The 21,741-nt window shown below is 40.3% G+C and carries 22 protein-coding genes; 11 read left to right on the top strand and 11 right to left on the bottom strand.

What is annotated here, in order from left to right:
- Position 1 precedes the first annotated feature (1 nt).
- From coaE to yacG, 3 genes are all read left to right on the top strand, one after another.
- Positions 2–631 carry a dephospho-CoA kinase gene (coaE, locus tag CWB77_RS12925; protein ID WP_138623042.1) on the top strand — a complete coding sequence of 210 codons (630 nt, stop codon included), beginning with the start codon at positions 2–4 and terminating at the stop codon, positions 629–631.
- A gap of 134 nt (positions 632–765) precedes the next feature.
- Complete coding sequence (pilB, locus tag CWB77_RS12920) at positions 766–2,442, top strand: type IV-A pilus assembly ATPase PilB (RefSeq protein ID WP_138623040.1); 1,677 nt, start codon at positions 766–768, stop codon at positions 2,440–2,442.
- 65 nt (positions 2,443–2,507) lie between these two features.
- Positions 2,508–2,738 carry a DNA gyrase inhibitor YacG gene (yacG, locus tag CWB77_RS12915; RefSeq protein ID WP_010391853.1) on the top strand — a complete coding sequence of 77 codons (231 nt, stop codon included), beginning with the start codon at positions 2,508–2,510 and terminating at the stop codon, positions 2,736–2,738.
- A 59-nt stretch (positions 2,739–2,797) separates the two neighbouring features.
- Here yacG and CWB77_RS12910 read toward each other — a convergent pair whose 3' ends face one another.
- Complete coding sequence (locus CWB77_RS12910; RefSeq protein WP_138623038.1) at positions 2,798–3,286, bottom strand: Spy/CpxP family protein refolding chaperone; 489 nt, start codon at positions 3,284–3,286, stop codon at positions 2,798–2,800.
- A gap of 166 nt (positions 3,287–3,452) precedes the next feature.
- Between CWB77_RS12910 and CWB77_RS12905 the strand changes: the two genes are divergently transcribed.
- From CWB77_RS12905 to CWB77_RS12895, 3 genes are read left to right on the top strand one after another with little or no spacing between them, the layout of a single operon-like run.
- Positions 3,453–4,142 (top strand): response regulator, encoded by a 690-nt coding sequence (locus CWB77_RS12905; RefSeq protein WP_075169871.1) that lies wholly within the window; start codon positions 3,453–3,455, stop codon positions 4,140–4,142.
- Positions 4,120–5,535, top strand: coding sequence for an ATP-binding protein (locus tag CWB77_RS12900; RefSeq protein ID WP_041709613.1), 1,416 nt, complete (start codon positions 4,120–4,122; stop codon positions 5,533–5,535). The genes CWB77_RS12905 and CWB77_RS12900 overlap by 23 nt, the downstream gene beginning before the upstream one ends.
- Before the next feature lie 3 nt (positions 5,536–5,538).
- Positions 5,539–6,486, top strand: coding sequence for an alpha/beta fold hydrolase (locus CWB77_RS12895; protein ID WP_138623035.1), 948 nt, complete (start codon positions 5,539–5,541; stop codon positions 6,484–6,486).
- On the opposite strand, the gene CWB77_RS12890 is transcribed toward CWB77_RS12895, so the two are convergent.
- Complete coding sequence (locus CWB77_RS12890) at positions 6,459–7,379, bottom strand: cation diffusion facilitator family transporter (protein ID WP_502705058.1); 921 nt, start codon at positions 7,377–7,379, stop codon at positions 6,459–6,461. The genes CWB77_RS12895 and CWB77_RS12890 overlap by 28 nt on opposite strands.
- A 105-nt stretch (positions 7,380–7,484) precedes the next feature.
- Here CWB77_RS12890 and trmL point away from each other — a divergent pair, with 105 nt between their 5' ends.
- A complete protein-coding gene (gene trmL, locus CWB77_RS12885; RefSeq protein WP_010391841.1) occupies positions 7,485–7,949 on the top strand; it encodes a tRNA (uridine(34)/cytosine(34)/5-carboxymethylaminomethyluridine(34)-2'-O)-methyltransferase TrmL in 465 nt (154 codons plus the stop codon).
- Positions 7,950–8,032: 83 nt separating this feature from the next.
- Here the strand turns inward: trmL and gpsA are convergent, their stop codons facing one another.
- Genes gpsA through CWB77_RS12865 form a run of 4 tightly spaced genes read right to left on the bottom strand, consistent with a single transcriptional unit; the run spans position 8,033 to position 10,292 of the window.
- Positions 8,033–9,040, bottom strand: coding sequence for an NAD(P)H-dependent glycerol-3-phosphate dehydrogenase (gene gpsA / locus CWB77_RS12880; protein WP_055012423.1), 1,008 nt, complete (start codon positions 9,038–9,040; stop codon positions 8,033–8,035).
- Positions 9,041–9,043: 3 nt separating this feature from the next.
- Entirely contained in the window at positions 9,044–9,532 is a 489-nt protein-coding gene (gene secB, locus CWB77_RS12875; RefSeq protein ID WP_010391837.1) for a protein-export chaperone SecB, read from the bottom strand.
- Between the two features lie 38 nt (positions 9,533–9,570).
- Positions 9,571–9,828, bottom strand: coding sequence for a glutaredoxin 3 (gene grxC, locus CWB77_RS12870; protein ID WP_010391834.1), 258 nt, complete (start codon positions 9,826–9,828; stop codon positions 9,571–9,573).
- A gap of 32 nt (positions 9,829–9,860) precedes the next feature.
- A complete protein-coding gene (locus CWB77_RS12865) occupies positions 9,861–10,292 on the bottom strand; it encodes a rhodanese-like domain-containing protein (RefSeq protein WP_010391832.1) in 432 nt (143 codons plus the stop codon).
- 447 nt (positions 10,293–10,739) lie between these two features.
- Here CWB77_RS12865 and gpmM point away from each other — a divergent pair, with 447 nt between their 5' ends.
- From gpmM to CWB77_RS12845, 4 genes are read left to right on the top strand one after another with little or no spacing between them, the layout of a single operon-like run.
- Complete coding sequence (gene gpmM, locus CWB77_RS12860; protein ID WP_138623033.1) at positions 10,740–12,284, top strand: 2,3-bisphosphoglycerate-independent phosphoglycerate mutase; 1,545 nt, start codon at positions 10,740–10,742, stop codon at positions 12,282–12,284.
- A gap of 3 nt (positions 12,285–12,287) precedes the next feature.
- On the top strand, positions 12,288–13,430 hold the full coding sequence (locus tag CWB77_RS12855; RefSeq protein WP_138571119.1) for a murein hydrolase activator EnvC family protein: 1,143 nt from the start codon (positions 12,288–12,290) through the stop codon (positions 13,428–13,430).
- A gap of 33 nt (positions 13,431–13,463) precedes the next feature.
- Positions 13,464–14,729 carry a S41 family peptidase gene (locus CWB77_RS12850; RefSeq protein WP_138623031.1) on the top strand — a complete coding sequence of 422 codons (1,266 nt, stop codon included), beginning with the start codon at positions 13,464–13,466 and terminating at the stop codon, positions 14,727–14,729.
- A gap of 57 nt (positions 14,730–14,786) precedes the next feature.
- The gene (locus CWB77_RS12845; protein ID WP_041709615.1) at positions 14,787–15,539 is read left to right on the top strand and encodes a divergent polysaccharide deacetylase family protein; all 753 of its coding nucleotides are present in this window, start codon (positions 14,787–14,789) and stop codon (positions 15,537–15,539) included.
- Positions 15,540–15,597: 58 nt separating this feature from the next.
- Here CWB77_RS12845 and CWB77_RS12840 read toward each other — a convergent pair whose 3' ends face one another.
- The 5 genes from CWB77_RS12840 to ftsY form a co-directional block, all read right to left on the bottom strand.
- Positions 15,598–17,469, bottom strand: coding sequence for a methyl-accepting chemotaxis protein (locus CWB77_RS12840; RefSeq protein ID WP_138571117.1), 1,872 nt, complete (start codon positions 17,467–17,469; stop codon positions 15,598–15,600).
- A 336-nt stretch (positions 17,470–17,805) separates the two neighbouring features.
- Positions 17,806–18,669, bottom strand: a complete 864-nt coding sequence (gene rpoH / locus CWB77_RS12835) for an RNA polymerase sigma factor RpoH (RefSeq protein WP_008114893.1) — start codon at positions 18,667–18,669, stop codon at positions 17,806–17,808.
- Positions 18,670–18,910: 241 nt separating this feature from the next.
- Positions 18,911–19,897, bottom strand: coding sequence for a permease-like cell division protein FtsX (gene ftsX / locus CWB77_RS12830; RefSeq protein ID WP_008114892.1), 987 nt, complete (start codon positions 19,895–19,897; stop codon positions 18,911–18,913).
- Positions 19,894–20,571, bottom strand: a complete 678-nt coding sequence (gene ftsE, locus CWB77_RS12825; RefSeq protein WP_008114891.1) for a cell division ATP-binding protein FtsE — start codon at positions 20,569–20,571, stop codon at positions 19,894–19,896. Before ftsE ends, ftsX begins: the two co-directional genes overlap by 4 nt.
- A gap of 92 nt (positions 20,572–20,663) precedes the next feature.
- Positions 20,664–21,741 (bottom strand): signal recognition particle-docking protein FtsY (gene ftsY, locus CWB77_RS12820; RefSeq protein ID WP_138623029.1); only part of this gene is annotated, 1,078 nt, incomplete at its 5' end.

Raw genomic sequence — 21,741 nt, 5'->3', positions numbered from 1 at the left:
TATGAACAATACACAACATCATAAAAACAACTGGGTATTGGGACTAACCGGCGGAATTGGCTGCGGTAAAACCGCAGTTAGCGATATGTTGGCAGAACTAGGCATTACTATTGTTGATGCGGATATTGTGGCTCGCCAAGTAGTTGAACCTGGCACTGATGGTTTAAAGGCTATTGTTGAGCATTTTGGCACTGACATACTCGATGAACATGGCGCATTAAACCGTGGCGAACTACGAGCGCGGATTTTTAGTAATCCTGAACAAAAAACATGGCTCAATGCGCTGCTGCACCCTTTAATACGCACTAAACTACTCACTGACTTAAAAAACGCGCAAAGCGACTATGTGGTTTTAGTTGCCCCGTTATTATTTGAAAATGGGCTTGATCGCTACTGTAATCGCACCTTGCTGATTGATGTACCAGTAGAAATACAAATTACCCGCACCACAAAACGTGACAATATAAGCTCTGAACAAGCAAAACAAATTATTGACGCACAAATGTCTCGTGAGCATAAACAACAAAAAGCGGATGATATTTTAAATAACAACCGCGATTTAAACGATGTAAAACAAGACTTACTTAGGCTACATAGTTATTATTTACAGCAAGCAAAGTCTACAATATAGAGTGACTGACCCAATCACAGCGCAATAAACTGATATTTTTATCGGTAAATTATCTGCTGCATTGGTACGATTAATGTATTCCTTTCTTTTTTCTGATAAATTGCTGAGTAAAGAAGGATTAAATCAGGTGCGCAATGAATATTAACTCACCGTTACTAAGAAAATTTATTACCCTCGGCCGGGTTGATACCGATACCGTAAAAGCCAAGCAGCAAGACTTTGCGTCAACCGCAGAACTTATTTCTAAATGCGGAAAAATAGATAGCAACGATTTAGCTGAGCAATGTATTGATTTGTTTAGAGTGCCTTTTTTTGATTTAAAAGATTTTAATGTTGCACAAATTCCTGCCGAGCTAGTTAAAGAAAAGCTGATCCGCAAGCATCATATTTTACCTTTGGTACAAAAAGGCAGAAAAGTATATATTGCCGCTTCAGATCCTACCGATTACGGCGCTTTTGAAAACTTTGAATTTAGCACCGGTTTATCGTGTGAAGTGGTGGTGGTTGACTACCTACAGCTTGACCATAAAATTGAGCAACTACTTGATGCTGCAGGTAGCCTTAATTTAAGTGAGGATGAATTTAAAGAGTTTGCTGAACTAGATTCTGAGCCACAAAAAGATCATACGCCTAAAGACGATGACAAAGACGACGCCCCTATTATTGTCTACATTAATAAAATTTTAATGGACGCAATAAAAAAAGGCGCTTCGGATCTTCACTTTGAACCTTATGAACATAAATACCGTATTCGCTTTCGTATCGACGGAATTTTGCATGAGGTAGCCAGCCCGCCAAATACCTTAGCCAGTAAGCTATCTGCTCGTATAAAAGTTATGTCACGCCTTGATATCGCTGAAAAACGTAAGCCACAAGATGGCCGTATAAAACTCAAAGTGACAGAACGTAAAAGTATTGATTTTCGTGTTAGTACTATGCCCACTTTGTGGGGCGAAAAAATTGTAATGCGTATCCTCGATTCATCAAGTGCCATGTTAGGTATTGATGTTTTAGGCTATGAGCCCGAACAGAAAGAGCTCTACCTCGATGCACTAAATCAACCTCAGGGGATGATTTTAGTTACTGGCCCAACTGGCTCGGGTAAAACCGTATCCCTGTATACGGGCTTAAATATACTAAATCAGCCCGAGCGAAATATTAGTACCGCCGAAGATCCGGTAGAAATTAACCTCGAAGGGATTAACCAAGTACAAATAAACACTAAAGCCGACATGACATTTGCTAACGCTTTGCGGGCATTTTTACGCCAAGATCCCGATGTAGTAATGGTCGGTGAAATACGTGATTTAGAAACCGCTGAAATATCAATTAAGGCGGCGCAAACCGGTCATTTAGTGTTATCTACATTACATACAAACTCAGCACCAGAAACGATTACTCGTTTGTTAAATATGGGCGTACCCGCGTATAATGTGGCCAGTTCAATCAGCTTGATAATCGCCCAGCGTTTAGCCCGAAGGTTATGCTCTAAATGTAAAACGTCAGAGCAATTACCTCGTGAAGAACTTATGCGCCAAGGCTTTAGTGAACAGCAAATACAGGATATGGTTTTATATGCCCCTAAAGGCTGTGAAAACTGTACAGATGGCTTCAAAGGCCGTGTTGGTATTTACGAAGTTATGAAAGTTACTCCAGAAATTGCACAAATTATTATGCGTGGGGGTAACTCACTAGAAATTGCCGAAGTATCACTTAAAGCAGGGTTTAATAACATACGCTTATCAGGTCTTCGAAAAGCAGCAGAGGGCGTTACCTCTCTGGCTGAGATAAACCGTGTTACTAGTTTTTAAATAAAGTGCTTAGTTGCTTAACGATAAATTGAGCGGCTAAGCCTATATCAATTTGAGAGTAAATTATGCCAACTATGGTTAACTGCCCAACCTGCAAAATAAAAGTAGAATGGTCAGCACAAAGTCCGCACCGCCCTTTTTGTTCAAAGCGTTGCCAACTTATTGACTTAGGTGAGTGGTCGTTTGAAAATAATAAAATTTCAGCACCCATCACCTCTGCAGATGAATTCAATCAAGACATGATTGAAGACATTGAAGCAATGATGGCAAAAAATGAAGATGACTTTTTTAAATAATCACTCGTGTAATATAAAAAAGCCAGCATTTAGCTGGCTTTTTGCTTTGCGTTAAAACGTTATGATCTATGTTTACGGTGTTTTTTATTCATTCGCTGCTGTATTTTAGCTAACTTTTCTTTTTGCTCAGCGTTAAGCAATTGCATTACTTGATGCTGGGTTTTTAATTTAATTAACCCCAATTGCTGTTTCTTATCTTGGCGTGCGGTTAATAACTCTTTCGCTGCATTTTCATCAAAATTTGGCGCTGACAATAATGCATCCATTTGTGCTTTATAGGCTTGACGCTGTGCCTTGCGCACGTCTTTGTCTTGGCTTCTTAGCGCTTTAATTTGCGTTTTTTGCGCTGTAAAAATCGCTTTTAGTTGTGTTTGTTGACCTTGCGTAAGTGCCAGCTTATCTGCTGCTCGCTCAGAAAGTAAAAAGCGCGCTTGAGAGTGACCTTGTTTATAGCCATCGCCTTTTGCGAATGCGCTGCCCGCACTGAGCGTTGCAGCTGTTAAGCCACATATAAGTACTAATTTTGATAGCGTGTTTACTTTAGTCATAATCATCACCTTTATATTGGGTTGGTTGTTGGCTGCTAACCAGTGTGTTCACTATAACCGGCTCAATGCAAAGTAACGCAAAGCAGTGTAAAGGTTATGTAAAGACTAACTATTGATACATTAAACGCGTAAAATAAAACCATAAACAGCGCGTAAGGCTTTATATATGAAACTATTAATGATTGATGATGATACCGGTTTATGCGAATTATTAAGCGAATACCTAAGTGCACAGGGCTTTAGCGTTCAAACCTCACATGATGGTCAACAAGGCTTAGAGCTTGCCTTGCAAAACGATTACGCGCTTATATTACTAGACGTTATGCTGCCCTCTATAGATGGCTTTGAAGTGCTGAAGCAACTCAGGCAAAGTAAATTGACACCAGTGATTATGTTGACTGCTAAAGGAGAAGACTTTGACCGTATTTTTGGTTTAGAGCTCGGCGCTGACGACTACATACCAAAGCCGTTTAATCATAGAGAACTCCTTGCCCGCGTAAAAGCAATTACTCGCCGCATTGAACATATAAATAGTGTAAGCAATAACACTAATAAAAAGCTCTCTTTAAATGGTATTACTATTAATTTTGCTGCGCGAGAGGCCAGTATTAATAACAGCCCCCTCACACTAACGGGCACCGAATACGAAATACTCGCTTTATTGATAAAACACGCGCCTGATGTAATTAGCAAAGAGCAAATAAGCGAAGATGTATTAGGCAGACGCTTAGCATCTTTCGACCGTTCTATAGATATGCATGTGAGCAATATTCGTAAAAAAATAGCCGAGCATATTGAGGGCGATAAAATTAAAACAATGAGGGGAACGGGTTATGTCTTCATCCAAGGAGAATAAACCTCTGCGTTTTAGTTGGCTTCGCCACCCACGGTATTATTTATTTTTTAAGGTCTTTACGTGGTTTTGGCTGACGATTATAGGCACTTTTACAGCGCTCTTTTTCTTAAGTAATATTTCACTAATAAACGCTATTAGCCATGATCCACTACAAGGGCCGATGCAAAAAAACCTAGAATATTTGGCACGAGGTATTGAGCGTAGCGCACATAAACACAAGCGCTCTATTAATGATATTATTACTCATCCGCGTTTAACTAAACGTAAGTTACTTTATTTAAATTCGCAAAATAGCGATGAAGTGTTGATCAGTAAAAATGTTGAGAACAATATTGATTTAAGCTTACTTAACTTTAGTAAGGGCATGTCGCCACAGGTTATTTTTACTGAATATTACCAAGCTTTTGGCCCTGTACGCATTCGGGTTCCTGAAGGGGAATTTGAGTTATATGAAATCGATATCAATCAGCAGCGACCACTCTTTATTCGCTTAAGATTATTACCCGTTTGGTTAAAAATTTCCATTGCAATTATCGCCTCACTTACATTAAGTTTCTTATTTAGTCGTAACTTAATTGCCCCTATAAATAGCTTAAAACAAGCAGCAATCAAGCTTTCAAACGGTGATTTAAGTGCGCGTGCGGCGATAAATAGTCAGCGAAAAGATGAACTTGGAGTTTTAGGACGCGACTTTAACCGTATGGCTGATCAACTTGAGCAGCTACTCAGCGCTCAAAAGCGTTTATTAGCCGATATATCCCATGAATTACGCTCTCCGCTAACCCGTTTAAAAATGGCTACGGGGTTGGCACAAATGCAGGCAAGTGAAGCAAGCCAATCGTATTTATTGCGTATTGAAAAAGAAGCTAATCAACTAGATAAAATGATAGCCGATGTATTGCAGGTATCGCGCTTAGAAGCTAATAGCCAACCTTTATCGCTGCAAACACAGTCGCTGCAAGTGATTGTTGACCATGTGATTAACGATGCTCAGTTTGAAGCAAAACAGCACAATAAAGCCCTAGTTGTACACGGTAATGTTGAAGTAAATATAGAGTGCGACGAAATGTTGATTGCCAGTGCCTTAGAGAACATTCTGCGCAACGCCATTAAATATGCACAACATACTATTAGTATTAGCTTAAAACACAGTGATACCATATACATACAAATATGTGATGATGGTCCAGGCGTCCCTAAAGCGCAACTTGATAAATTGTGTGAACCGTTTTTTAGGCAATCAGATGCCCGGGACCGCATCAGCGGGGGTACGGGGTTAGGGTTAGCCATTGCAAAAAATGCGGTAATAGCGCATGGCGGAAATTTAGTCTTATCGAATAAAGAACAAGGTGGCTTGTGTGCTAATATAACCTTGCCGTTAATCAAAGAGTAAAGCATGTTTTATAGTTCAGAAGCCCAGCTTCAGAGTAATCAAGAGGCCATTAGTGTTTTTTATACTTCACATTTAACTAAAAGCTACTTAGATACACCTGCAGGAAAGTTATTTTACGCATACGCAATCCCTAACAATGCTACCACTGCAGTAGTGATAAGTACGGGGCGTGTTGAGGGCCTAGAAAAGTATAAAGAACTGATATGGGAGCTATACTGTAATAATTTTGCTGTGTTTATTATGGATCACCAAGGTCAGGGGCGCTCTTACAGACATCTTAAAAATAAGCATAAAGGCTTTGTAAAACATTATGATAACTACAGCAATGACCTTAATAACTTTGATCAGCAAATAGTTTCAAAGCATTGGCAAGGTAAAAAAGTCATGCTGGCTCATTCAATGGGTAGCGCGATAGCAGTTGATTATTTAGCTAATTTTGAAAACAGCTATAAAGGTGTGTTTTTGTCTGCGCCTATGTTTGATATTTTTACAAAAGACGTACCAAAAATACCAACGCAATTTATTGTTAACTTAGCCACTTGGCTTGGTTTACACTCTTGCTATGCATTTGGACAAGGCAACTACAACCCAATCCCATTTACAGAAAACGTACTTACTAGCAGCGAGGAGCGTTACACCTACTTTAGGCAAGCCTATCAATTAGAACCTAACATACAATTAGGTGGCGTTACGTTTGGCTGGCTCGCAGCTACGATATCATTCTTAAAGTCGATTGATAATCTAAACGTACCAATTCCATTGTTTATAGCAAGTGCAGCTAGCGATACAGTGGTTAATAACAAAGCGCAGTATAGTTTTGTAAAAAGGCATGCTCATGCAACAATCGAGAGTTTTGCAGATGCAAAACACGAGCTACTTTTTGAACGTGACGAAATTCGAAAGCCGCTATTAGCTAATTTTTATCAGTTTTGTGAGTCTGTTACTTCTTGAGCAGTTTTAGAATTCACTAAAACAGAAAGCGGATCTAGGTGGATGAGTATATCTACCTCAGATTCAAAACGAGCACTTATCATGGCTTCTACTTCATCTGCTACTTTATGGGCACGAATAAGTGGTAAATTGTCATCAAGCTCTAAATGCAGCTGAATAAACTTAACTTTACCGCCTTGTCGAGTGCGAATACCGTGCACCCCATAAACGTCATTATGGTTACGCGCTATCTCAAAAATGCTTTGCTTTTCTTCATCGGGCAGCTCTTTATCCATTAAGTGTGAGGCACTCTCTGTTGCTATATCCCAGCTGTTATAAAGTAAATACCCTGCCACACCTATCGCAAACAAAGGGTCAGCATACAGTACCCCATAATAGGCCAGCAAAATAGCAAGTAGCACCGCAGCGTTTAAAATTAAATCGCCCTTGTAGTGCACAGAATCGGCTTTGATAGCGATTGACTCTGTATGCTTCACGACTTTATTTTGCACAAATACAATCACTAATGTACACACTATGGCAAAAATACTCACCCATACACCTAATAATGAATGGGTCAGCTGTACGGGGTTAATGAGTCGCTCAATACCGTGAAACGCCAATAAACAACCCGAACCTGCAATAAAAGCTGCTTGCCCTAACCCTGCAAGCGCCTCCGCTTTACCGTGACCAAATCGGTGGTCATCGTCAGCAGGGCGCAGTGCATATGATAAAACCAAAAAGCTCATTAGTGTCGCTGTGATATCCATTAATGAGTCGGTTAATGAGCCAAGCATTGACGCCGAACCCGACGCCAGCCACGCCCATGCTTTGGTCGCAATCATTAGGCTCACCATGACCATGGTCACGATGCTTGAAGCTTTGACCCAAAATTCATAACTGCGATTATGCACGTATCTTTCCGTTTTATGCTGTATTTAATGTTTTCAGTATATCATTTTTTATTCATTGTTCGTGTATACTGAGCCCGTCAAATTAAAGATTTTATAGGGCTTATTGTGCTGGATATTGTTTTATACCAACCTGAAATTCCGCCTAACACCGGGAATATCATTCGTTTATGTGCCAATACAGGCTATGCACTGCATTTAATCGAACCGTTAGGGTTTGAGTGGGATGACAAACGTGTAAAACGCGCTGGCCTTGATTATCACGAATTTAGTCATGTGCAACGTCATGCTTCATTTGAAGCTTACTTAGAAAAGTGCCAGCCTAAAAAAGTGTATGCGTGCACCACTAAAGGTAGTCAGTTTCATCACCAAGCACAGTATGAAGCGGGTGATTGCTTAGTATTCGGCCCAGAAACCCGAGGCTTACCTGATGACATGATTCAAGCACTGCCAAACGAGCAACGCGTGCGTATTCCTATGCAAGCCGATAGCCGCAGTATGAATCTATCTAATGCGGTCGCTGTGTTTGTGTATGAATCTTGGCGCCAGCTTGGTTTTCCAAACGCCCAATAAGGTTTTAGGTTTTAGGTTTTAGGTTTTAGGTTTTAGGTTTTAGGTAAACAAAATACCTGTCACCTAAAACCTAGCAGTTCGTTTTATTCTGATTTCTGTTCACGACCTAATAAGGCCATAGCAGCTGCTTTCATGTCTTTATTTTCATAAAGTACTTTGTATATTTGCTCAGTGATTGGCATTTCAACACCAGCACGCTGCGCGAGTAAATACACTTCTTTGGTATTTCTAAATCCCTCAACTACTTGGCCGATTGATGCAATCGCATCATCAACACTTTCACCTTGACCTAAGGCTAAACCAAAACGGCGATTGCGCGACTGATTATCGGTACAGGTTAGAATTAAATCGCCTAACCCAGCCATCCCCATAAAGGTCTCTGGCTTTGCACCTAGGGCACAACCCAAACGCGATAACTCTGCTAAACCACGGGTAATAAGCGCGGTACGTGCATTTGCACCAAAGCCAACACCATCAGAAATCCCTGCACCAATAGCAATTACGTTTTTAACCGCACCACCAAGCTGTATGCCAATAAAGTCGTCATTGTTGTACACTCTAAACGAGCGACCGCAATGTAATAAATCGGCAATTTGTTTCGCAAATGCTGATGACGTTGATGACACCGAAATAGCGGTTGGTGAGCCCTTAGCCATTTCTTTGGCAAAAGTTGGCCCCGAAAGCACTGCTAATGGTACTTCTTCACCGAGTTCTTGCACTGCCACTTCTTGCAATAAACGCCCAGTATCTGGCTCAAGCCCTTTAGTAGCCCACGCTATTTTTGCATCAGAGCGCAAAGCCGGTTTAATTTGCTTTAACGTGTCAGCAAACGCATGACTTGGCACAACAACTAAAACAATATCGCTAGCTGCTGTTGCATGCTGTAAATCGGCTTCAAGAGTTAAGGTGTCAGGAAAAGGAATATCAGGTAAGTAACGTTGATTTTTTCGCTCAGCTGCAAGCGTCGCAACGTCTTGGCTATTGCGCCCCCATAAAGTCACTTTGTGACCATTTCGGGCTAAACAAATAGCAAGGGCGGTGCCATATGACCCCGCCCCTAAAACAGTAACAGCTGATGTTGCTGTATTCATAAATTATGCGTCTGCTGAAGCCTGCTCAGCTTGCGCTGTGCGTTGCTGCATGTACTGTGCAAATAATGCGTCAAAGTTAACTGGCGCAAGATTAAGTTGTGGAAACGTACCACGATTTACTAAGTTCGATACCGCTTCACGTGCATATGGGAATAACACGTTAGGACAGAATGCACCTAGCATGTGTGCTAATTGCATTTCTTCAACTTCAGCAATAGTAAAAATACCTGCTTGCTGAATTTCACACAAAAACGCAGTTTCTTCACCGATAGATGCCGTCACAGTTAATGCTAAAACAACTTCGTATACACCTTCATCAAGCTTATTAGAGCGTGTATCTAAATCTAATTTTACTTCTGGAGCCCACTCTTTTTGAAAAATAGCTGGTGAATTTGGCGTTTCAAACGACACATCTTTAGTGTAAATACGTTGAATAGTAAACTGTGCGCCTGCATCAGCTTCTGCTGCTGCGTTTTGATTTTGTTCGTTCATTGTTATTCCTAACCTGTTATTTATTATAATAAATTAAATTAAGCACTTAGCTTAGCGTCAAGGTGACCTTGTGCTTCTAGTGCCATCATGTCGTCACAGCCACCGATGTGTTCATCGTTAATAAAAATTTGTGGAACCGTGCTTGCGCCACCGGCTTTGGCGATCATTTCATCGCGAAGCTCTGGCTGAACGCCAATATCAATGTTTGTGTATTCTACACCTTTGCTGTCTAACAGCGCTAATGCGCGATGACAAAAAGGACAATATCCTTTGGTGTATAAAACAACGTTACTCATAATTAATCCTTAATCGGTTTAGCTAAGAGATATTAGCGACCGCTTGTTGTTGGCAGACTTGCTGATTGCCACGCACCCATACCGCCAGATAAAACATAAACCTGTTCATAGCCTGCTTTATGCATTGCGGTTGCAACACCTGAGGCAGTCATGCCTGCAGCACATACCACTATAATGGGTTTGCTCTTATACTTTTCAAGGGTTGAGAAATCAGATTCTTTAGCTTTTTCTGGGTTTAAGTGCACAGCACCGGCAATATGACCTGTTTTAAACTCTTTTTGCCCGCGCATATCAACAACCTGACCGTCTTCGCGGTTAATAAGTAACGTTAACTGCTGAGGATTGATCTGACGAATTGCTGAAAATTTACTTTTTATTGCGCCACTAACAATAAGAAACGCAATCGCAACCCAAGCTAGGCTTAGAATTGGATGATTTGAGACAAATTCAATATATTGATCCATTCGACTTCCACTATAAAGTTACATGCTAAAACAAGGTGTTTTAGATATTTAATTCATATTTATTGTACTTACACAATGAGCAGCCACTCATCAATAAGTCAATTTAGAGCACTGCTAGGCTACTCTGAGTTTTACCTACACATAGGCTTAACTTACCCCACAAACCTATTCAATACTTGAATAAAGTAGGGATTAGCCGCGCAAGTATACCCAAATCAGCTAAAAATGCGAGTTTAAGCACGCGTGAAAGCCACAATGTAGTGCTCTTTTAACTGAAAAATAACCTAACCCTTTAAAATATTCAATTGAGAGAGTGAGCTCATTGAAAATTTTTAATATCTTCTTTTCATTGCTGATCCTAGCTATAAAACACGGTATGCTTAAGCTTGGCATGTTGGCATTAATGTTAGCGTGTATTTTAGCAACGCTAATTATTCAGGAGTGACTATGACAGAGCATAAAAAACCACTGGTATTAATGATTTTAGATGGCTGGGGATACAGAGAAGATGAGCAAAGTAATGCCATTTTAGCTGCTAATACCCCTGTGTTAGATGAGCTTTGGGCAACTCGCCCTCATACATTAATTTCAGCATCGGGTTTAGATGTGGGTCTTCCTGGTGGTCAAATGGGTAATTCTGAGGTTGGCCATGTTAATTTAGGTGCTGGTCGTATTGTGTATCAAGATTTTACTCGCATCACAAAAGCCATTGATGATGGCGAATTTGATACAACCCCTGCACTGGTTGAAAACATTGATAAAGCTGTTCATGCCAACAAAGCCGTTCATATTATGGGACTGCTAAGCCCTGGTGGCGTTCATAGTCACGAAGATCATATTGTGGCGAGTATACAATTGGCTGCAAAACGCGGCGCTAAAGAGGTGTACTTTCATGCCTTTTTAGATGGCAGAGATACTGCCCCACGCAGCGCTAAAGCATCAATTGAGCGTATTGAAGCCTTGTTTAGCGAACTTAAATGTGGCCGTTTAGCCTCATTAATTGGTCGTTACTATGCCATGGATAGAGACAACCGCTGGAACCGTGTTGAAAAAGCGTATAATTTAATCACCCTAGGTGAAAGCGACTTTGATTATGAAGATGGCGTAAACGCACTTAACGCGGCTTATGAGCGCGATGAAAATGACGAATTTGTAGCAGCAAGTACTATTACCCCAAAAGGTAGCGAATCAGTAAAAGTAAATGATGGCGACACCATTATATTTGCCAACTTTAGAGCAGACCGCGCACGCGAAATCACTCGCGCCTTTGTCGAACCTGATTTTGACGGCTTTAATAAGAAAAAATCGCCCGAGCTTAGTGCCTTTGTGATGATGACTGAGTACGCTGCTGATATTGATGCGCCAGTGGCTTTTGGCCCAACGCCGCTTAATAACGTACTTGGCGAATGGTTTGAAAAACAAGGTAAAACTCAGCTACGTATATCTGAAACTGAAAAATATGCCCACGTTACCTTTTTCTTTAGTGGCGGACGCGAAAATGAGTTTGACGGCGAAACTCGCGAGCTGATCCCATCTCCTCAAGTAGCAACGTATGATTTACAGCCAGAAATGAACTCAAAAATGCTTACCGATAAACTCGTTGCAGCAATAAAAAGTGGAAAGTATGATGCCATTATTTGTAACTACCCTAATGGCGATATGGTCGGCCACTCAGGTGTATTTGAAGCGGCAGTTAAAGCCTGTGAAGCAGTAGATAGCTGTATTGGTCGTGTAGTTGATGCCCTTAAAGAATATGGTGGAGAAGCACTAATAACTGCTGATCATGGTAATGCAGAGCAAATGGCAAACCTTAAAACAGGCCAAGCGCACACAGCACATACTAGCGAGCCAGTACCCTTTATTTATGTAGGTCGTGACGCACAAGCGCATACCGGTAAAGCCTTGAGCGATGTTGCACCTACTATGCTGCATTTAATGGGTTTGGAACAACCTGCAGAAATGACCGGTTCGCCAATTATGGTGTTGAAATAATTTATGAATAAAAGCGCATGCCGCATCATTGCGTGTATATGTGTACTAAACTCATTAGCCACTGCCGTTGCAGTGGCTAATGAAGATCGTACCAAAAAAGACCTATCCCAAGTACAAGTTGCTTTAGAGCAAAGCCAAGCTGAGTTTCAACAACAGCAAAAAGAAATAGCTAAACAGCAGCAAAAACTAAAAACACATGAGCTCGCTATAGCGAAAAACGCTAAAGCACTTAATATGGCTGAGCAATCCGTTAAAAAAACACAACAACAGCAAGCAGAGCAACAACAACGCGCGGCAAAGCTTGAAAAACAACAAGCCCAATTTCAACGTATTTTAGCAGCACAGTTAAAAAGTGCTTATATGGCAGGTAGCGATGACTATTCAAAAATGCTACTTAACCAAGAAGATACCGCCAAATTTGAACGCACACTTAGCTACTATAACTACCTAAATAAAGCTCGTATAAAGCAACTTGATGATCTTAAAGCACTGCAAGTTGAGATTGCAAAAAATCAAGCTGAGCTTGCGAAAACAAAAGAGAGGCTGGTTGCTTTATTTGAAGAACAAAAAAGACGACAAGCAGCACTTCTTGGGGCTAAAAATGAGCGCCAAGCAAGCTTACAAAACCTAAAAAAGCAGTTAAATAAAACCAAAAATTCCATTAGCTATTTAGAAGAAAACGAACAAACTCTAATTGCAACTATCAAAGAACTTGAAGAAGAAGAAAAAGTCACAAAAATTGAACTACTTGGCTTAAATCGTAATAAAGGAAAATTAAACTGGCCGAGCAAAGGGAAATTAGCGCATAGGTTTGGCCAACGTAAGCACGGCGGAATAAACTGGAAAGGTGTATTAATTTCTGCATCTGAAGGGACTTCTGTTAATAGCATTGATAATGGCCAAGTAGTGTTTGCTGATTGGTTAAAAGGCTATGGCTGGGTAATCGTACTTGACCATGGTCAAGGTTTTATGAGCTTATACGGACACGCACAAACCTTGCTAAAAGACGTGGGTGATATGGTCAGAGAAGGTGAAAGTGTTGCATTAGTTGGGCAAAGCGGTGGACAAGCCGATTCTGGTCTATACTTTGAAATACGTCATAAAGGGCGTGCTGTTAATCCCATAAAATGGTGCAGGCGTATTTAATATCAAAATAGCTGCATCCTGTTAGAGGCAGTTATGATAAACACACACATTTGCCAACAAAAAACCTCTGTGAAAAAGCGTGCACCCTGCTTTTGTTTTATCTTATTTGTTTTATTAGTGTTTTTTGGCTTTATAAATACAGCCTATGCAAGCTCGGTTAAAGACTTAGAAAGCCAAAAAATAAATGAAATACTGTTTAATATTCACACCTACTACGTTGATGATTTAGCACTGCAAAACAGTGAGTATATTGAATACAACTCGTCTCAATTTGAACGCTTATACTCTAAGCTCGACGCCTACTCTAAGTATTTAGATAAAAATGAGCTAAATGCATTATTTAATAACACGAATGGTCGCTATACCGGCCTAGGTATAGAAGTAAAAAGCATCGAGCAACGCACCACGATTGTTAAAGTAATTAATAATTCACCAGCCAAACAAGCAGGTCTTCGCTCAGGCGATATAATTACTGCCGTTAATAAGCACTATGTAGAAAATAGTCCGATTGATTTAGTTGCACAATACATCAAAGACAGTGTTAACGGTAAAGTACAGCTAAGTATTACCCGTAATAACACTCAAACACCGCTAATATTTAATCTAAGTAGAAAACAAATTAAGCTAACGAGTGTAACTAAGCAACTACTTGACTCAGGTAGCGGTTATATCGCTATTAATAACTTTTCTAATCACACTTTGCATGAAGTTGCCTTGCAAATAGCCGCCATGCAAAACCATTATGGCCATTCATTAAAAGGCCTAATTATTGATTTACGAGATAACCCGGGAGGCACTTTAAAGAGTGCAGTTGCGATAGCAGACCTGTTTCTTCAAGATGGCTTAATTGTAACGACCAAAGGGCGCTTTTATGATTCGAATCAATCTTTTTACGCTAAACGCGGCGATATTTTGAAAGGTGCTCCGATTGTTGTCCTGATTAATGAAAATTCAGCCTCAGCAGCAGAAATACTGGCTGCAGCGTTAAAAGAAAATCTACGTGCAAAAATAGTAGGGAGTCAGTCGTTTGGTAAAGGAACAGTGCAATCACTTATTCCATTAGGCGACGGCGATACCGCCTTAAAACTAACCACCGCACGTTACTTTACACCACTGGGAGAGTCTATTGAAGGGATTGGCGTAACTCCAAATGTGACGATTAATCAAACAACACTTCCACAAACAAATAAAGCCGTTATAATAAAAAATGAACAATCAGAACAAAACACCGTTTTTAACGCTGAAGAATTAGCCGATATCCAGTTAGTAAAAGCAAAACAGCTACTTAGCATGCAATAAAAACGGTAAACTATTTAAAGATAATAAAAATTATAAAACGTGAAAATTATAAGTTTAATGGTGTTAGCTGGGCTTTTTTTAATCCTATTTGCTACACCCTATGGTGTTAAAGCCAAACAAATAGCCATAGTGATCGATGACATAGGTTATCATCAACGTGACCTAGAATTCCTAAGTTTACCTGGGCAATTGTCTTATTCAATTTTGCCTCATACCCCCTATTCTCAAATATTTGCAACCCTTGCTAGTCAGTCAAATAAAGAGCTCCTGTTGCATGTGCCTATGCAAGCTTTAAATGGTAAAAAGCTAGGCCCTGGGGCGCTTACTTTAAATATGGATAAAGCACAACTTCAACAAACACTCGGTAATGCACTGGCGAGTTTGCCACAAGTTAAAGGGGTTAATAATCATATGGGTTCTGCACTCACTCAGCAAAGCCAAGCAATGAAGTGGACCATGGAAGTACTTAAAAAGCGTCAGTTGTATTTTCTCGATAGCCGAACAACCGAATTAAGCCAGGCGCAAAATGCAGCTAACTTTTTGGGGGTAGAAAATATTGGTCGGCATGTATTTTTAGATAATATAACTACCCCTGAGCAGCTACAATTTAGGCTAGAAGAGCTAAAGTCAAAAGCAACTAAATATCAGTTTGCCATTGCAATAGCACACCCCTACCCCGAAACTATCGATTTTTTACGCCAAGCTTTGCCGCAATTAATCGAGCAAGGATTTGAACTGGTACCAGTATCACAGCTGGTAGAACGTAAGTATGTACAAATAGCCCAACAACAAGCCATTTCATTAAACTGATGGAGTAAGCGAACGCCTTACCCCAACAGTTAATTTAACTCAATTATAAGTATGGTATTTATAAAACAAATGTCGCTACCTTGGCATTTAGATCTGTAGCTCTGTCTTTTAATACTTCGGCTTGGCTTAAATGCGCGGTAGCTGAGGTAGTTATTTCATCGGTTACATCTTTAATAGCAACCGTATTTCTAGTAATTTCATTGGTCACTTGCGTTTGCTCTTCTGCTGCAACCGCTATTTGACCCGCCATATCAGAAATCTCATTTACCGCCAAAGTAATTTCTTCTAGTGCGTGTGCGGCAGCATTTACATCATCCACACTATTGTTGGCATAGCCCTTACTGCTGTCCATCAAGCTCACTGCTTTTTTAGTGGTGTTTTGTAAGGTTTCTATAGTGGTATAAATTTCGGCTGTAGAGTTTTGTGTTCTTCTTGAGAGCACGCGCACCTCATCTGCAACCACAGCAAAACCACGCCCCTGCTCTCCCGCACGGGCGGCCTCTATTGCAGCATTAAGCGCTAAGAGATTTGTTTGCTCAGCAATTTCTTGAATGGTAGTTAAAATGCTCGATATAGCCTGAGCATGCAAACTTAATTCACCAATAACTGTGGTAGTTTGGTCTATTTCGCCCGCGAGTGAATTAATCGTGTTTCTGGTTTTATCAACTAACAGCTTACCTTCACGGCTACTTTGTGCCGATTGTTGCGATGCGGTTGCGGTGTTTTCTGCATTAGCGGCAATTTCATGGGTTGCACTCGCCATTTCTGTGACCGCGGTAGCAACCATAGCCACTTCTTGTTGCTGACGCTGCAACTCACTGACACTGCTTTGGTTGGTGATCAAGCTTTTCTCTGCATCAAAGTCTAAGTCAGTAGCTAATTGACGAATATGACTGATCAGTTCATGTTGGCTGCTAACAAAACGATTAAAACTATCAGCCAGAACCCCAACTTCATCTTGCGTATCAACAGTTATACGCTGGGTTAAATCACCGTTACCATCTGCAATTGTTGATAAAGCTTGCGACACTCGGCTCAAAGGAGCGAGCAATACACCCAACAACCATGAAATAGCCAACACACTCAGTAAAAGTGCTACTGCAACCAGCACTAATTGGGTCAGCAATAAACTAATAAGCGGAGCCTCTAAAGTTTGTTTATCCAATACAAACAACAACTGCCAATCTGTATTGTTAATGTTTTCACCCCAAACTAGCTTCTCTCGGCCTTCACTCTCAAAGTAAACAGGAGTAAATTCACCGTTTTGACTGTTAGATAAAATTAATTGATGATTTATTTTCGAGTCAATACGCGTAATATCTGCCATTACTTTTCTAGCGTCTTTGTAGGCAATCACAGTGCCATCTTTATGCATCATAATGGCGTACCCATCCGCAGGCAAAGACATTGTATTGACGCTATCAACCAAGGCCTCAATCGATAAATCCCCCGCAACCACTCCGCTTTGCGTGGTTTTAGCAATAGAAACAACCAACAGATTATACGCGGTATCTAAATAAGGTTTGGTAATTACGGTGCTACTTTGAAGCAGTGCTTGTTTATACCATGGACGAGTGCGCGGATCGTAGCCGGTGCGATCAATACTGGGATCAGAGTCAGTCATTTTTCCGCTGCTATCTCCAAAGTAAGTTAACTGAAAGCCACCTGAAAATGCTGCTTGCTGAAGTGCGCTGAGCGTGTTGCCCTCAACCTTATTCGCAACCGATTTAATTATCTGCTGGCGACTAGCTAGCCAATCTTCAATACTCGTAGCCTGTTGCTTACCAGATTGGCTTACGTTATCAATACTGCTTTTTAGCAGTAACGCTTTTTGAGAGGTGTAGCTATTCCACGACAGCAATAAAATAATAACGGCTAGGGCAAGAACGACCGATAGCAAGATTTTTTTCTTTAGTGAATATGAGTTCATATTGAGTGTAAATACTCGCGTTAAATGAAATTGAAAGGCAACAAACCAGCAATTAAATGACTTAATTTAGGCTACGATTTGAGCGATAAGTCGCTCAGGTGCGCGAATATTTTCATATACCCAAATTAAAAACAAACTAAAATCATGTATTTAAATTAAAACCAAACTTATTCATTAATTTTAAAGAGCGTATATTTAATTAAAAGATACATAGATGTGACTAGAGGTAAGCAGAACAAGAAAAACGATACTTTCTATTAACCTTTTTAGTTAGCTTTTTTAGTTAAAAAAAAGCCCTGCATTTTCATGCAGGGCTTAATCAGTTTTTTAGTGCGATTAACTCATCGCGCTTTGTAATTTTTTCATTGCTGTTTTTTCCAGCTGGCGAACACGCTCTGCTGATACGCTGTATTTTTCAGCCAGCTCTTGCAGTGTTGCTTTATCGTCTGACAACCAACGAGCACTAACAATATCTTGAGAACGCTCATCGAGAGTTTTCAAAGCGCTAAATAAACGCGTATGTGACTGTTCTTGCCATTGTTGCTGTTCAATGTCGTCAGCTAAATCAGCAGAACCATCGGTTAAGTACTGTACCGGTGAGTAAGTACTAGTTGGCGCGTCATCATTATCGTCGCCAGTTAAATCAAAGCCCATGTCTTGGCCGCTCATACGCGATTCCATTTCACGTACTTCTTTTTCACTCACACCTAGCTCGCTAGCTACTGTGCTCACTTCAGCTTGGTTAAACCAACCTAAACGCTTTTTATTTTTACGTAAGTTAAAAAACAATTTACGTTGTGCTTTGGTCGTCGCTACTTTAACGATACGCCAGTTTTTAAGCACAAACTCATGAATTTCGGCTTTAATCCAATGAACGGCAAATGAAACCAAACGTACACCCACTGATGGGTCAAAACGTTTTACTGCTTTCATCAGTCCGATGTTACCTTCTTGAATTAAATCAGCTTGAGGTAACCCGTAACCCGAGTAGCTTTTAGCTATGTGCGCTACAAAGCGCAAATGCGACATAATGAGTTGCTTTGCAGCACTAAGATCGCCTTCTTCCTGAAGTCTTTTTGCAAGTTCCTGCTCTTGCTCAACTTTAAGCATAGGAATAGTACTAACAGCTTGAAGGTAGCCGTCCATACTTGCGCTTTGTTGCCCAACTGTAAGTGCCATTGCGTATAAATCTTTACTCATTTTTCACCTCGGTGATAAACATTTGAAACCATCTTAGCACTCTTTTAGTAAGAGTGCTAACTTGAATTTAAAACTTTTTTGAATCATAAATCAAGTGGTTTTTTTAGTGTTAAGTCAGTCTACGCTAGGCGACTGAATAACCTATGAATTGATTTAGCCAAAACAAAAATAACCTTTTTGCTTTGGCTTTTTTATTATTTTAAACTTAAAACATGACAGTTTTAAGAATTATATTAGAGCCCTAAACCTTATCAGGTTCTATTTCTGAGATGTAACGATTAACCGATAAGTAAGAACCAATAAAACCCAAACTAGTAGCAAGTAATACCAACGCGCCAAACTCATTAAGACTAAGCCCTATTAGCGTAAAACTGGTTTGATACACCCCTGCAACACTGCTTACTGCAGCAGATAGCCACCACATCATTAATGCTACACAAATAAAGGCAAACAATCCGCCAATCACGCCATACCAAATGCCAGTCCATAAAAAGGGAGCGTGTATAAAGGTATTGGTTGCCCCTACTAGCTTCATTACCTGTATTTCTTCTTTTTTATCCATAATAGATAAACGAATTGTATTGCCTATAATAAGCGTCACTGAGGTAAGTAATAATAGCGCAATAGTAATTACACTCTCTTTTAACAAACTTAGTAATGCATTTAGGCGCTCAAGCCAAGCAATATCAAGCTTACCAAAGTCAACTTCGCGTTCGGCTTCAAGTTTTTTAAGCAATTGCTTAGCTGCATTAGGTTGGCTATGTCGTTGTGTTGGTGTGACTAAAACTACATTCGGTAACGGGTTGGTATCTAAATATTCTAAAGCCTGACCAAAGCCAGACATTTCTTTGAACTCATCCAAAGCCTCAGTGCGAGAAATAAAAGTCACAGTTTGTATTTCGGGATATAGCGCTAAACGTTTAACTAAGGTTTGCGTTTCTTGCTCGCTCATATTTTCTTTTACAAACAAGGATATTTCGCTGGCTTGCTCAAAACCACTACTCACTTGCTGCACATTTTTTACCACTAAATATAGTGTTGCAGGCAACGTTAAACTCAAACCGAGTACTGCAATGGTCATCATTGAAGCCAATGGCGTGCGCCACATTTCTCCTAGACTGTACACACCTTGGCGAAAAATATTAATAATAAAAAAGTAACCGCCAGAGAATACTGACTTTTTTTGTTTATCATTACTATTTTGACGGCTTTTGAACAGTAAACTCATAATACCCCCTCAGCCAGTGGATCTTGGCTCATTCGTCCATCATGAAGCGTTAAACTGCGGTACTTCATCCGTGACACTAAGCCCAAATCATGAGTGGCAATTAAAACCGTGGTGCCATGTTTATTAAAGTCTTCAAACAGGCGTAATATTTCCATTGATAATTCAGGGTCTAAGTTACCGGTAGGTTCATCGGCTAGCAATATAGGTGGCGAATTGACGATGGCTCGTGCAATCCCTACTCGTTGTTGTTCACCACCAGAAAGTGTAGAAGGGTGACAGCGCACTTTATCTAACAAGCCCACTTTATCAAGCGCTCCATGCACACGTTTGGCAATTTGCTTGTGGTGAGTCCCTTCAATAATTAAGGGCAAAGCAACGTTATCAAATACCGTGTATCGCTCTAATAATCGATGATTTTGAAAAATAATACCAATGTCGCGACGTGCATACGGAATTTGACGGGAATTTAATTTATTTAAATCCACGCCATTAATAAACACGTTTCCTGCAGAAGGACGTTCCATTAAGCTAATAAGCTTTAATAGTGTACTTTTACCAGCCCCACTGTGGCCAGTTAGAAAGGCCAATTCGCCAGGCTTTATATGAAAGTTCACTTTTTCAAGCGCGCGGTGTCCACCGGCATAGGTTTTACTTACTTGCTGAAAATTTATCATTTTTTATTATTGCCAATTTATTGTTAGCCTTAGGCTCTAAATAAAATGGTATTCCTCGCAATTAAAAAGGGAGCAGGCTCCCTTTTGGTAAATTAAGCGTCGTCCTCATCTTGACTAAATAGCGCGTCAATAAAGTCATCGCTCTTGAAGGTACGTAAATCATCAATACTTTCACCTACGCCAATGTAACGAATAGGAATATTAAACTTATCGGCAACGGCAAAAATAACCCCACCTTTAGCAGTACCATCAAGCTTTGATAATGTGATACCTGTTAAACCTACACATTGATTAAATAGGTTTACTTGGCTAATTGCATTTTGGCCTGTACCAGCATCAATAGTCAGCATCACTTCATGAGGTGCATCAGGGTCTACTTTTTTCATTACACGGGCTATTTTTTCAAGCTCTTGCATTAAGTTATCTTTATTTTGCAAGCGCCCTGCTGTATCAGCAATTAACACATCGACATTACGTGCTTTTGCAGCTTGAAAAGCATCAAATACTACCGATGCACTATCAGCACCTGTATGTTGAGCTATTACCGGAATGCTGTTGCGTTCACCCCATACTTGAAGCTGCTCTACCGCTGCAGCTCTAAAAGTATCACCGGCAGCAAGCATGACCGACTTACCTTGATTTTGGAATTGCTTGGCCATTTTACCAATGGTGGTGGTTTTACCTACGCCGTTTACCCCTACCATTAAAATAACAAAAGGTTTTTTATCTGCTGGTATTTCTAAAGGCTGCTCTGCTGTTTTTAGCATAGTTGCCATTTCTTGTTTCATAAGCTCATAAAGCGCATCGCCATCTTTAAGTTGCTTGCGATCGGCTGCATCAGTTAAGTTATCAATGAGCTTCATGGTGGTATCAACACCGAGATCAGCAGTAAGTAACTGAGTCTCTAGCTCTTCAAATAACTCATCGTCAATTTTTTTACCGCTAAAAATTGACGAAAAACCAGAGCCAATATTAACTCGAGTTTTAAGTAAGCCTTTTTTGAGACGAGAGAAAAAGCCTTCTTTTTTAGGTTTCTCCGCTTTCTTTGCTTCTTCCTCTGCAAGCTCTGCGGTCAGTCGCTGTTGCTCTAGACGCTCAGCCTCTTCTTCAGTTGCAATACGCTCTTGCTCTAAACGCTCATTTTCAGCTTGCTCTGCTGCAATAAGTTGT

The organism is Pseudoalteromonas sp. S1610 (assembly GCF_005887465.1).
Classification (GTDB): Bacteria; Pseudomonadota; Gammaproteobacteria; order Enterobacterales; family Alteromonadaceae; genus Pseudoalteromonas; species Pseudoalteromonas undina.
The sequence above is the reverse complement of the archived record's forward strand: the minus strand, read 5'-3'. Positions and strand labels throughout refer to the sequence as shown.